14 protein-coding genes are annotated in these 12,114 nt (G+C 53.8%); 7 read left to right on the plus strand and 7 right to left on the minus strand.

Translation table 11 applies throughout. The features are described 5' to 3' along the window. The first annotated feature begins 2 nt into the window (after positions 1 to 2). Complete coding sequence (gene cutC / locus HVZ52_RS09470) at positions 3 to 749, plus strand: copper homeostasis protein CutC (protein WP_181599175.1); 747 nt, start codon at positions 3 to 5, stop codon at positions 747 to 749. A gap of 167 nt (positions 750 to 916) precedes the next feature. On the opposite strand, the gene cmoB is transcribed toward cutC, so the two are convergent. The 5 genes from cmoB to HVZ52_RS09495 are packed head-to-tail and all read right to left on the minus strand — an operon-like array spanning position 917 to position 4,495. Further along, on the minus strand, positions 917 to 1,885 hold the full coding sequence (gene cmoB, locus HVZ52_RS09475) for a tRNA 5-methoxyuridine(34)/uridine 5-oxyacetic acid(34) synthase CmoB (protein ID WP_016153420.1): 969 nt from the start codon (positions 1,883 to 1,885) through the stop codon (positions 917 to 919). After that, on the minus strand, positions 1,882 to 2,625 hold the full coding sequence (gene cmoA / locus HVZ52_RS09480; RefSeq protein ID WP_016153419.1) for a carboxy-S-adenosyl-L-methionine synthase CmoA: 744 nt from the start codon (positions 2,623 to 2,625) through the stop codon (positions 1,882 to 1,884). Before cmoA ends, cmoB begins: the two co-directional genes overlap by 4 nt. Before the next feature lie 40 nt (positions 2,626 to 2,665). Further along, positions 2,666 to 3,061 (minus strand): MAPEG family protein, encoded by a 396-nt coding sequence (locus HVZ52_RS09485; RefSeq protein WP_016153418.1) that lies wholly within the window; start codon positions 3,059 to 3,061, stop codon positions 2,666 to 2,668. A gap of 52 nt (positions 3,062 to 3,113) precedes the next feature. Beyond that, a complete protein-coding gene (locus HVZ52_RS09490) occupies positions 3,114 to 3,932 on the minus strand; it encodes a DUF72 domain-containing protein (RefSeq protein WP_181599176.1) in 819 nt (272 codons plus the stop codon). Then, on the minus strand, positions 3,929 to 4,495 hold the full coding sequence (locus tag HVZ52_RS09495) for a hydrolase (RefSeq protein ID WP_016156803.1): 567 nt from the start codon (positions 4,493 to 4,495) through the stop codon (positions 3,929 to 3,931). The genes HVZ52_RS09490 and HVZ52_RS09495 overlap by 4 nt, the downstream gene beginning before the upstream one ends. A gap of 263 nt (positions 4,496 to 4,758) precedes the next feature. Here HVZ52_RS09495 and aspS point away from each other — a divergent pair, with 263 nt between their 5' ends. From aspS to ruvB, 6 genes are all read left to right on the plus strand, one after another. After that, entirely contained in the window at positions 4,759 to 6,531 is a 1,773-nt protein-coding gene (aspS, locus tag HVZ52_RS09500; RefSeq protein ID WP_016153415.1) for an aspartate--tRNA ligase, read from the plus strand. Between the two features lies 1 nt (position 6,532). Next, the gene (gene nudB, locus HVZ52_RS09505; protein WP_016153414.1) at positions 6,533 to 6,976 is read left to right on the plus strand and encodes a dihydroneopterin triphosphate diphosphatase; all 444 of its coding nucleotides are present in this window, start codon (positions 6,533 to 6,535) and stop codon (positions 6,974 to 6,976) included. A 28-nt stretch (positions 6,977 to 7,004) separates the two neighbouring features. Continuing rightward, entirely contained in the window at positions 7,005 to 7,748 is a 744-nt protein-coding gene (locus HVZ52_RS09510) for a YebC/PmpR family DNA-binding transcriptional regulator (protein ID WP_016153413.1), read from the plus strand. Between the two features lie 34 nt (positions 7,749 to 7,782). After that, positions 7,783 to 8,304: a crossover junction endodeoxyribonuclease RuvC gene (gene ruvC / locus HVZ52_RS09515; protein ID WP_049269096.1), complete on the plus strand. Its 522-nt coding sequence runs from the start codon at positions 7,783 to 7,785 to the stop codon at positions 8,302 to 8,304. Between the two features lie 80 nt (positions 8,305 to 8,384). Further along, positions 8,385 to 8,996, plus strand: coding sequence for a Holliday junction branch migration protein RuvA (ruvA, locus tag HVZ52_RS09520; protein ID WP_016153412.1), 612 nt, complete (start codon positions 8,385 to 8,387; stop codon positions 8,994 to 8,996). Positions 8,997 to 9,004: 8 nt separating this feature from the next. After that, positions 9,005 to 10,015: a Holliday junction branch migration DNA helicase RuvB gene (gene ruvB, locus HVZ52_RS09525; protein ID WP_181599177.1), complete on the plus strand. Its 1,011-nt coding sequence runs from the start codon at positions 9,005 to 9,007 to the stop codon at positions 10,013 to 10,015. Between the two features lie 74 nt (positions 10,016 to 10,089). Here ruvB and purB read toward each other — a convergent pair whose 3' ends face one another. Together purB and hflD are read right to left on the minus strand one after the other, a co-directional pair. Next, positions 10,090 to 11,460 carry an adenylosuccinate lyase gene (purB, locus tag HVZ52_RS09530; RefSeq protein ID WP_181599178.1) on the minus strand — a complete coding sequence of 457 codons (1,371 nt, stop codon included), beginning with the start codon at positions 11,458 to 11,460 and terminating at the stop codon, positions 10,090 to 10,092. A gap of 3 nt (positions 11,461 to 11,463) precedes the next feature. Next, positions 11,464 to 12,105 (minus strand): high frequency lysogenization protein HflD, encoded by a 642-nt coding sequence (hflD, locus tag HVZ52_RS09535; RefSeq protein WP_016153409.1) that lies wholly within the window; start codon positions 12,103 to 12,105, stop codon positions 11,464 to 11,466. Positions 12,106 to 12,114 lie beyond the last annotated feature (9 nt).

Below are 12,114 nucleotides of genomic sequence, written 5' to 3' on the forward strand. Positions count from 1 at the left end.
GTATGGCATTACTGGAAATCTGCTGTTACAGCATGGAGTGCGCGCGCATGGCGCAGCAAAACGGCGCGGATCGCATTGAGCTTTGCTCGGCGCCCAAAGAGGGGGGCTTAACGCCGTCCCTGGGCGTCTTGCGTTCGGTTCGCCAGCATATCTCGATTCCGGTCAATCCCATTATTCGCCCGCGCGGGGGCGACTTTTGTTACACCGACGGTGAATTCGCTGCAATGCTGGATGATATTGCAATGGTAAGAGATCTGGGGTTCTCAGGGTTGGTAACCGGCATTTTAGATGCAGACGGTAATGTCGATATGCCGCGCATGGAGAAAATAATGATCGCGGCGGGACCGCTGCACGTCACTTTTCATCGGGCCTTTGACATGTGCGCTAACCCACTCAATGCGCTAAAAAAATTAGCTGATTTGGGCATCGCCAGAGTGCTGACTTCCGGGCAAAAATCAGATGCGGCGCAAGGTTTAACAAAAATTATGGAACTTATTGCGCAGGGGGATGCTCCAATCATTATGGCCGGAGCGGGGGTTCGCGCCTCGAATTTGTCCCTGTTCCTTGATGCTGGAGTGCAGGAAGTCCACAGTTCTGCCGGAGTATGGTTGGCTTCCCCCATGCGTTATCGCAATTCGGGGTTGTCGATGTCTTCGGATGCACAGGCGGATGAGTATTCACGCTATGCGGTAGACGGGGCGGCGGTTGCGGAAATGAAAGCAATCATTGCACACCACCAGGCCAACTGATTTTTACCGTTGCATCATGTCGCCCAATATGATGCTTGCTCGTACCAGGCCCCTGCAATTTCAACAGGGGCCTTTTTTTATCCTGCATATTTCAAGCCGCAACGGAGCTGTCTGCCTTGCTGCAAGTTGAACTATTTTGCAGAAAGAGTGCTATCAGGCAAAAATGATTACGGCTTACGTGCAATCAATACCGCGCGTAATGGGGCCGGGTAGCCTTCCACCGTTTTGCTGTGATCGTTCGGGTCGAGGAAGTCGGCCAGTGATTCGGTTATCATCCACTCGGTGCGGCGCTGCTCTTCGGTGGTGGTGACGCAGACATCAGCAATGCGCACATCAACAAACCCACATTTTTCCAGCCAGTTTTTTAACGCCAGCGCAGAAGGAATAAAGTAAACGTTACGCATCTGCGCGTAGCGATCGCCCGGCACCAGTACGGTATTTTCATCACCTTCGACGACCAGCGTTTCCAGTACCAGTTCGCCATCTTTCACCAGTTGATCCTTCAACTGCCACAGGTGTTCCAGCGGTGAACGGCGGTGATAAAGCACTCCCATGGAGAATACGGTATCAAAGGCGTTGAGCGCCGGAAGCTGCTCAATACCCAGCGGCAGCAGGTGAGCGCGCTGGTCATTGCCCAGCAGTTTACGCACTGCCTCAAACTGGCACAGAAACAGTTGGGTAGGATCGATGCCAACCGCCAGATGCGCCCCCGCGCCAATCATGCGCCACATGTGATATCCACTCCCGCAGCCGACATCAAGAATGGTGCGCCCGGTGAGGTCAGACAAGTGCGGCAGAACGCGATCCCATTTCCAGTCCGAGCGCCACTCGGTATCTATATTGACGCCGTACAACGAGTACGGCCCTTTACGCCATGGCATCAGGTTACGCATCAGGGTGTCGATACGTTTGAGCTGACCGTCGCTGAGCGGCTCATCGCTTTCGGCGGTAACGCTATGCAGTAAGTCCAGGCGATGCGGCGTCAGCTCGGGCAGAAACTCGACGGCATTTGACCACTGCTTAAACAAGCCGTGCTGATCGCGCTGCCAGGTCGCGATTTGCGCCGGGAGCGTTTCCAGCCAATGGGAAAGGTGATTTTTGGCAATCAGTTGATAAAAGTTACCAAAGTCGATCATGCGCTAACCTCAGCTTTCAGTGCCACCAGAGAACCAAAGTTAAAGCACTGGAACCACAATTCGCTGTGTTCAAAGCCCGCCTGATGCAGTCTCGCTTTGTGCGTTTCGACCGAGTCGGTCAGCATCACGTTCTCCAGCATGCTGCGCTTTTGGCTGATTTCCAGCTCGCTATAGCCATTTGCCCGTTTGAAATCGTGGTGCATGTTGAACAGCAGCTCGCCAACGTTAGCGTCTTCGAAACTGAATTTTTCAGACAGTACCAGCGCGCCGCCGGGGTTCAGCCCCTGATAAATCTTATCCAACAATGCCTGGCGCTCAGGTGGCTCAAGGAATTGCAGGGTAAAATTCAGCACCACCATCGAGGCGTTTTCGATAGTAATGTTGCGAATATCGCCTTCGACAACGTCAACCGGTGTCGGCGCTTTATAGGCGTCAATATGACGGCGGCAGCGCTCAACCATAGCCGGGGAGTTATCAACGGCAATAATTTTGCAATTCTCGTGATGAATATTGCGACGCACCGAGAGCGTCGCCGCGCCCAGAGAACAGCCCAGATCGTAGACCTGTGTGTTGGGTTGTACGAAACGTTCGGCCAACATCCCAATCATAGAAATGATATTGGAATAGCCAGGAACGGATCGCTGGATCATATCCGGGAAGACTTCAGCTACCCGTTCATCAAAGGTCCAGTCACCCAGACTGGCGATAGGCGCAGAAAAAAGCGTGTCGCGGTGAGACATAACGTAAAAATCCGGGAAAAATAAAGTGGCGTATTGTGCGCTAATGCAGGGAGAAAACCAACTCCCAGGGCATATACCAAAGATTCGCCAGCACCATTAGCAACAGCGAACACCAGGTCGCGCTCATGCCTGAACGGCGCCAGCGGAAAAGCCGGTGGTGGAATCCGTAATAATGCATCAGTCGTCCGGCAATCAAAATCAGCCCGCAAATATGCACCATCCACGTTTCAGCGCCGTTCATTTCCATAAATAACAGCAGCACCAATGCGACGGGAATATATTCCACCGCATTACCGTGAATGCGGATAGCGCTTTGTAGTTCGCTAAAACCTCCGTCACCATATGCAACGCGGTATTGCATGCGCAGGCGAACGACGTCAAAGGAGAACTTAATTAACAATAACGCACCCAATACGGCATAAAGCGCGCTTACCATACAAACTCCCTTTTAAAATGGCTGATGGCATTGACTATGATAGGTGGCATTTTCAGAAAAGAGAAGATTGCTGTGGAATAGACGGCGCTGATCCGATCTCTGGCAGGGCGCTGCGTAAATTTGCCCATAGCGTATCGACAAGCTCCGGGGCCTGCGCGATATCCGGGGTATGTAAAAACAGATACGGCGTTGTGGTTTGTTGCCATTGCGACAGCTTGGTCAGCCAGACGGCAAAAAGCGCGCTGTTTTGTGCCATATTATCGCTGCCGATAAAGCGTACCATCGGATGGTTTGCCGTCACCACTGCATGCACCGGAACCTTTGGCTTCTTGCGCTGGGCGTCACGTATCGCTTCAGTATGTGGTATTGCGGCATGTACCGGTCGACTGTCCAGAATCACCCGATTTACCCTGCGCTCATGTAGGCCTCGATTGAATCGTTGCTCTGTTTCGCCTTTGGCAAAGAAGTCCGGATGGCGAACTTCCACACCGTAGGTAAAGGATTTGGGGAGCGCATCGAGAAACTGCCACAAGGCTGGCAGGTCGTGCGGGCCAAAAGTTGCGGGTAATTGCAGCCAGTATTGCCCAATGCGTGATTCAAGTGGCGACATGCGCGTGAAAAACTCGTGTACCAGGTCATCGCAATTACGCAGCGCGGCCTGATGCGAAATGGTGGCCGGAAACTTAAAACAAAATCGAAACGCATCGGTAGTCTGCGCATGCCAGCGGGTCACAATGTCGGCTTTTGGCAGCGCGTACAGCGTGGTATTGCCCTCCACACAGTTAAAGTGGCGGGCATACTCTTCAAGGCTGGTGATCCCCAGACGCACCCATTTGGGATGCGCCCACTGGGGTAAACCGATATAAATCATAGCGCTTGCAGGATCTCGTCCACGCTGCGTACGCGTGCGATACGCGGGAAAATATGCGTCATGCTGCCCTGATGTTGCTCAGCGCTGGCGGCACTACAGGCGTTTTCTGCAACGATCAGATTAAAACCCAGCTCCCACGCATTTCGCGCCGTTGACTCCACGCCAATATTTGTGGAAATGCCGCACAGGACGATGGTCTCGATGCCCCGACGACGCAGTTGTAATTCCAGATCGGTGCCGTAGAAAGCCCCCCACTGGCGTTTGGTCACTTCGAGGTCGCTGGCGCATTTACCCAGAGCGCTCGGGTAATTCCACCAGTTTTCGGGTAACGCTTTGGCCGGAGCGTGAGCATCAACTGGCTGTTTCAGCGCTTCGGCATAATCGTCAGACCAGCCGACGCGCACCATTACCACCGGGGAACCGTGGGCACGGAATTTTTCCGCCAACTGCGCGGCGCGGGCAACCACGTCGTTTGCCGAGTATGGGCCGCCAGCGAAAGGCAGGATACCTTCCTGTAGATCAATAACAACAAGAGCGGTTGTTTTTGCGTTCAGTTCCAGCATGATCACTCCAGTAAAAAAGAATTCCGTTACACCTTAATCGCGAATCAGTGTGAAAGGGACGACAATTTTTGTTATTTTTTGTGAGATTACGCAATGCCCGTCCAGGAAACAGGCGTACAGTCAGTACCGGACTTATCGTGCGGCAGAATTTCCAGTATAATAGCCGCCTTTTTTCATTCAGTTGTGACATTCAGCTAAAGCTGCGACTTCGTCACCTGCGAGACAGGTGACAATCCGCCTGCGGCAAAGTTAAGGGATATCTCATGCGTACAGAATATTGCGGACAGCTACGTCTGTCCCACGAGGGGCAGCAGGTGACTCTGTGTGGTTGGGTCAACCGTCGTCGTGATCTTGGTAGCCTGATCTTTATCGATATGCGCGACCGCGAAGGTATCGTGCAGGTATTTTTCGATCCGGACCGTGCGGATGCGTTAAAGCTGGCCTCCGAACTGCGTAATGAGTTCTGTATCCAGGTTACGGGCACCGTGCGTGCGCGTGACGCGAAAAACGTCAACGCCGATATGGCGACTGGCGAAATTGAAGTGCTGGCCTCCGATCTGACCATCATCAACCGTTCAGACTCGCTGCCGCTGGACTCTAACCATGTAAACACCGAAGAAGCGCGACTGAAGTATCGCTACCTGGATCTGCGTCGCCCTGAAATGGCGCAGCGCCTGAAAACGCGTGCCAAAATTACCAGCCTGGTGCGTCGTTTTATGGACGATCACGGCTTCCTCGACATCGAAACTCCGATGCTGACCAAAGCTACGCCGGAAGGCGCGCGCGATTACCTGGTTCCTTCTCGTGTTCATAAAGGTAAGTTCTACGCGCTGCCGCAGTCTCCTCAGCTGTTTAAACAGTTGCTGATGATGTCCGGTTTTGACCGCTACTATCAGATCGTAAAATGCTTCCGTGATGAAGACTTACGTGCTGACCGTCAGCCTGAATTTACTCAGATCGACGTTGAGACTTCCTTCATGACCGCGCCGCAGGTGCGTGAAGTGATGGAAGCGCTGGTGCGTAACCTGTGGCTGGAAGTTAAAGGTGTGGATCTGGGTGATTTCCCGATCATGACCTTTGCCGAAGCCGAGCGTCGTTACGGTTCTGATAAACCAGACCTGCGTAACCCGATGGAACTGGTTGACGTTGCCGATCTGGTGAAAGGCGTTGAGTTCGCCGTGTTCTCTGGTCCGGCGAACGATGCGAAAGGCCGCGTGGCTGCCCTGCGTGTACCGGGCGGTGCGAGCTTAAGCCGTAAGCAGATCGACGATTACGGTAACTTTATTAAGATTTACGGCGCGAAAGGTCTGGCTTACATCAAAGTCACCGAGCGTGCGAAAGGCCTGGAAGGCATCACCAGCCCGGTTGCTAAGTTCCTGAACGCAGAAATCGTAGACGCGATTCTGGAGCGTACCGGTGCGCAAGACGGCGACATGATTTTCTTCGGTGCCGACAACAAGAAAGTGGTGGCCGACGCGATGGGCGCGCTGCGTCTGAAACTGGGCAAAGACCTGAACATTACCGACGAAGCCAAATGGGCGCCGCTGTGGGTTATCGACTTCCCGATGTTTGAAGACGATGGTGAAGGCGGGCTGACCGCGATGCACCACCCGTTCACCGCGCCAAAAGACATGACTGCCGCTGAGCTGAAAGCTGCGCCGGAAGACGCGGTTGCCAACGCGTACGATATGGTCATCAACGGCTATGAAGTGGGCGGTGGTTCCGTGCGTATTCACAACGGTGATATGCAGCAGACCGTATTCGGTATTCTGGGCATTAACGAGCAAGAACAGCGCGAGAAATTCGGCTTCCTGCTGGATGCGCTAAAATACGGTACACCGCCGCATGCGGGCCTGGCGTTTGGTCTGGATCGCTTGACGATGCTGCTGACCGGTACTGACAACATTCGTGACGTTATTGCCTTCCCGAAAACCACCGCTGCAGCGTGTCTGATGACTGAAGCGCCAAGCTTTGCCAACGAAGCCGCGCTGGCGGAACTGAGCATTCAGGTTGTTAAGAAGGCTGAGAATAACTGATATGAGATACAAACAGCCTGTCTCGGTGTTAGTCGTGATTTATGCAAAGGACACCGGGAGAGTGCTGATGTTACAGCGACGCGACGATCCTGATTTCTGGCAGTCGGTCACCGGCAGCCTTGAAGAGGGTGAAACCGCGTCGCAAGCCGCGATGCGCGAAGTAAAGGAAGAGGTCGCCATTGATGTTGCGACTGAGCAACTGACCTTAATTGACTGTCAGCGCACGGTGGAGTTTGAGATTTTTAGCCATTTACGTCATCGCTATGCGCCGGGAATTGAGCGTAATACTGAATCCTGGTTTTGCCTGGCACTTCCCTCTGAACGAGAGATCGTGTTCACCGAACATCTGACCTACCGTTGGGTTAATGCGCACGAAGCCGCGCAGTTAACCAAGTCGTGGAGTAACCGGCAGGCGATTGAAGAGTTTGTAATTAACGTCGCCTGAAAAGGCGCGCTTTTTGGAGAGATTATTTATGGCAGGTCATAGTAAATGGGCCAACACCAGACATCGTAAAGCAGCGCAGGATGCTAAACGCGGTAAAATTTTCACCAAAATCATTCGTGAGCTGGTGACGGCAGCCAAACTGGGCGGCGGCGATCCGGATGCTAACCCACGTCTGCGCGCCGCGGTTGATAAAGCGCTGGCAAATAACATGACCCGTGACACCCTGAACCGTGCAATCGCGCGTGGTGTTGGTGGCGACGATGATGCGAACATGGAAACCATCATCTATGAAGGTTACGGTCCTGGCGGAACAGCCGTTATGATTGAGTGTCTGTCTGACAACCGTAACCGTACCGTTGCGGAAGTGCGTCACGCATTCACTAAAACGGGCGGCAACCTCGGTACCGACGGTTCCGTAGCTTACCTGTTCAGCAAAAAAGGCGTGATCTCTTTTGAACAAGGCGACGAAGACGCCATTATGGAAGCGGCACTGGAAGCGGGCGCTGAAGACGTTGTGACCTTCGACGATGGCGCGATTGACGTTTACACCGCGTGGGAAGAGATGGGCAAAGTGCGTGATGCGCTGGAAGCGGCTGGTCTGAAAGCGGACGCGGCTGAAGTGTCTATGATCCCCTCCACCAAAGCGGATATGGATGCAGAAACGGCACCGAAGCTGATGCGTCTGATCGATATGCTGGAAGACTGCGACGACGTGCAGGAAGTTTACCACAATGGCGAAATCTCCGATGAGGTTGCTGCAACGCTCGAATGATGTGGTTAAGCCATAAACTAACAGGAGATGCGTGATGTCTATCATTCTCGGCATTGATCCGGGGTCGCGCATCACCGGTTATGGCGTAATTCGTCAGGTCGGCAGACAGCTGACCTACCTCGGTAGCGGCTGCATTCGCACCAAAGTCGACGATCTTCCATCACGTCTGAAATTGATTTATGCGGGCGTGACGGAAATCATCACCCAGTTCCAGCCCGACTATTTTGCCATTGAGCAGGTCTTTATGGCGAAGAATGCCGACTCGGCGCTAAAGCTGGGGCAGGCGCGCGGCGTGGCAATCGTTGCGGCTACCAATCAGGATCTTCCGGTCTTTGAATACGCGGCCCGCCAGGTAAAACAGACCGTGGTAGGTATCGGCAGCGCGGAAAAAAGCCAGGTTCAGCATATGGTACGCACGCTGCTAAAACTCCCGGCAAATCCGCAGGCGGATGCCGCGGATGCGCTGGCGATTGCTATTACCCATTGCCACGTCAGCCAGAACGCCATGCAAATGAGCGATTCGCGGCTGAATCTGGCGCGAGGTCGGTTACGTTAGTGACAAATGAGGCTGGATATCTATCCAGCCTTTTTTTATGATAGCGCATTACCTTTTAGCCCTTAACGCAGGAGCGTCACGTGATAGGCAGACTCAGAGGCATCATTCTTGAAAAACAACCCCCGCTGGTCCTTCTGGAAACCGGCGGAGTAGGCTATGAAGTCCATATGCCGATGACCTGTTTCTACGAGTTGCCGGAAGCCGGGCAGGAAGCGATTATCTTCACCCATTTTGTGGTGCGTGAAGACGCTCAACTGCTATATGGTTTTAACAACAAACAAGAACGCACGCTGTTTAAAGAGTTAATCAAAACCAATGGCGTGGGGCCGAAGCTGGCGCTGGCGATCCTCTCCGGTATGTCTGCACAGCAGTTCGTTAATGCCGTTGAGCGCGAAGAGCTTGGCGCGCTGGTGAAATTACCGGGCATAGGTAAGAAAACCGCAGAGCGTTTGATTGTGGAAATGAAAGACCGCTTTAAAGGCCTGCATGGCGATCTCTTCACGCCGGCGGCGGATCTGGTCCTGACCTCTCCGGCCAGTCCTGCAACGGATGACGCCGAGCAGGAAGCGGTTGCTGCGCTGGTGGCGTTAGGCTATAAACCACAGGAAGCCAGCCGCATGGTGAGCAAAATTGCTCGCCCTGATGCCAGCAGTGAAACCCTGATTCGTGAAGCGCTTCGCGCGGCATTGTGAGGTAAAGGATGATTGAAGCAGATCGCCTGATTTCGGCTGTCAGCACGACCCCTGAAGATTTGGTGGATCGCGCGATCCGCCCCAAATTGCTGGAAGAGTATATTGGCCAGCCTCAGGTGCGTTCGCAAATGGAGATTTTTATCCAGGCGGCGAAGCTGCGCGGTGAAGCCCTCGATCACCTGCTGATTTTCGGTCCTCCAGGTCTCGGTAAAACCACGCTTGCCAATATTGTTGCCAATGAAATGGGCGTTAATTTGCGCACCACTTCCGGTCCGGTACTGGAAAAAGCGGGCGATCTGGCGGCAATGCTCACCAACCTTGAACCGCACGATGTGCTGTTTATCGATGAAATCCATCGCCTGTCACCGGTGGTGGAAGAGGTGCTGTATCCGGCGATGGAAGATTATCAGCTGGATATCATGATTGGCGAAGGACCAGCCGCACGTTCGATTAAGATCGATCTGCCGCCGTTTACCCTGATCGGGGCGACGACGCGCGCCGGTTCGTTAACGTCTCCGCTGCGTGACCGCTTCGGTATTGTACAGCGCCTGGAATTCTATCAGGTGCCAGACCTGCAGCACATTGTTGGACGCAGCGCCCGCTTTATGGGACTGGAAATGAGCGATGAAGGCGCATTGGAAGTGGCACGCCGCGCCCGTGGTACGCCGCGTATCGCCAACCGTTTATTACGCCGGGTACGCGACTTCTCCGAAGTGAAGCATGACGGCACAATTTCAGCAGATATTGCCGCTCAGGCACTGGATATGCTCAATGTGGATGCGGAAGGATTCGATTATATGGATCGTAAGCTGCTGCTGGCGGTTATCGATAAGTTCTTCGGCGGACCGGTAGGACTGGATAACCTGGCGGCGGCGATTGGGGAAGAGCGTGAAACCATTGAGGACGTGCTGGAGCCGTATCTGATTCAGCAAGGTTTTCTGCAGCGAACTCCGCGCGGACGTATGGCAACGGTGCGGGCGTGGAACCACTTTGGCATTACACCGCCGGAAATGCCATAAGATCCAATAATCCCTGATGGCGCTACGCCTGGCAGGCCTACGATATGATGCAGGCCTGACAGGCGTAAAACAGATTACTTCAGTTCATCAACCATGGTGACGGCGCGACCAATGTAATTGGCTGGCGTCATTGCTTTCAGGCGCGTTTTCTCGTCTTCAGGCAGCGCCAGACCGTCGATAAACTGCTTCATACCTTCGGCGTCAACGCGTTTGCCGCGGGTCAGTTCCTTCAGCTTCTCGTATGGTTTTTCAATGCCATAGCGACGCATCACGGTCTGGATCGGCTCTGCCAGCACTTCCCAGTTATGATCCAGTTCATCCAGCAGATGATCGCGGTTCACTTCCAGTTTGCTCACACCTTTCAGCGTGGACTGATAAGCGATCAGTGCATAGCCAATCCCCACGCCCAGGTTACGCAGAACGGTAGAGTCCGTCAGATCGCGCTGCCAGCGGGAGACCGGCAGTTTGCTCGCCAGATGCTGCAGAACCGCGTTAGACAGGCCCAGGTTACCCTCGGAGTTTTCGAAATCGATTGGGTTCACCTTGTGCGGCATGGTGGAGGAACCAATTTCACCCGCGATGGTTTTCTGTTTGAAATGGTTCAGCGCCACGTAACCCCAGACATCGCGGTCGAAGTCGATCAGGATAGTGTTGAAACGGGCGATGCAATCAAACAGCTCGGCAATGTAGTCGTGCGGCTCAATCTGCGTGGTGTACGGGTTCCACTGGATGCCCAGCGAGGTGACAAATTCTTCGCTGAACTGATGCCAGTCCACTTCCGGATAAGCGGCGATGTGGGCGTTATAGTTACCGACTGCACCGTTGATTTTGCCGAGAATTTCGACCTGATTGAGCTGGCGGTACTGACGCTCCATACGGTAAGCCACGTTAGCCATTTCTTTGCCCAGCGTAGACGGGGTGGCTGGCTGACCGTGGGTACGGGAGAGCAGAGGAATATCGCGATACTGTACGGATAAATCTTTCACCGCGTCGATAAGCTTGCGCCAGTACGGCAGAACCACTTCGTCACGGGCGGTTTTCAGCATCAGCGCGTGAGACAGGTTGTTGATGTCTTCTGAGGTACACGCGAAGTGGATGAACTCGGAAACAGCGTGCAGTTCCGGGATATCTGCCACTTTCTCTTTCAGGAAATACTCAACTGCCTTCACGTCATGGTTGGTCGTACGCTCAATGGTTTTGATACGCGCAGCATCTTCTTCATTGAAGTTAGCGACAATCGCATCAAGGAAACCGATTGCGTTGGCAGCAAAAGCAGGAACTTCCTTGATCGCTGCGTGCGCGGCCAGTTTTTGCAGCCAGCGTACTTCAACTTGTACACGGAATTTCAGCAAACCGTATTCGCTGAAAATCCCGCGCAGCGCGCTGACTTTATCGCCGTAGCGTCCATCGACAGGGGAAACGGCGGTCAGTGAGGATAATTCCATAGATCACAACTCCGGGGTTAAATGAGCAAGAATTTGTTTAGCCTGAGTCGTCAGGCGATTACGAGAAAACATGAGTTGCAGACGGCCTCCACCAACCTGATGCCAGAGCACGGCAGCGCGAATGCCAGCCAGCAGGGAAGCGCGTACTTTAGCCTGAACCTGTGGGCTCTGAAGGATGGCCGGGGAGCCCGTAACCTGAATACGTGGGCCGAGTGGGCTGATGACGTCAACATAAATGCCTGCCATCGCACTCATCAACGTTTCTGACTGCAAATCAAAATGGTCCAGTTGGCGCTGCAAGCCGTTGATGCGGTCTCCCAGCGTGTCCATAGCGCCTTTAGCGGCTGACAGCTTACGCTCCAGCACCATCAGGCTTAACGTGTAGCGGGTGAGTTCCGCGTTCAGCCCCTGACGACTGCTGGCGTTGAGCACGCCGAGCATCGTTTCCAGACCTAAACGCAGGTTGGCCTCGCTACCGCCAAACACGCCCAGCGTAGAGCTGGGATTCATGTCGATGACACTGTTCAGTGAAACGTGTAATGCATCGGCATCACAATGCCCCTGGTGCGCCAGTTCCTGCACCAGGCGTGCCGACTGACAAATGCCTGCCAGAGCGAGGGTGATGTCATAATAATTCTTTGCCACGTTCACTGC

It is taken from the genome of Citrobacter sp. RHB36-C18 (genome assembly GCF_013814485.1).
GTDB lineage: Bacteria > Pseudomonadota > Gammaproteobacteria > Enterobacterales > Enterobacteriaceae > Citrobacter > Citrobacter braakii.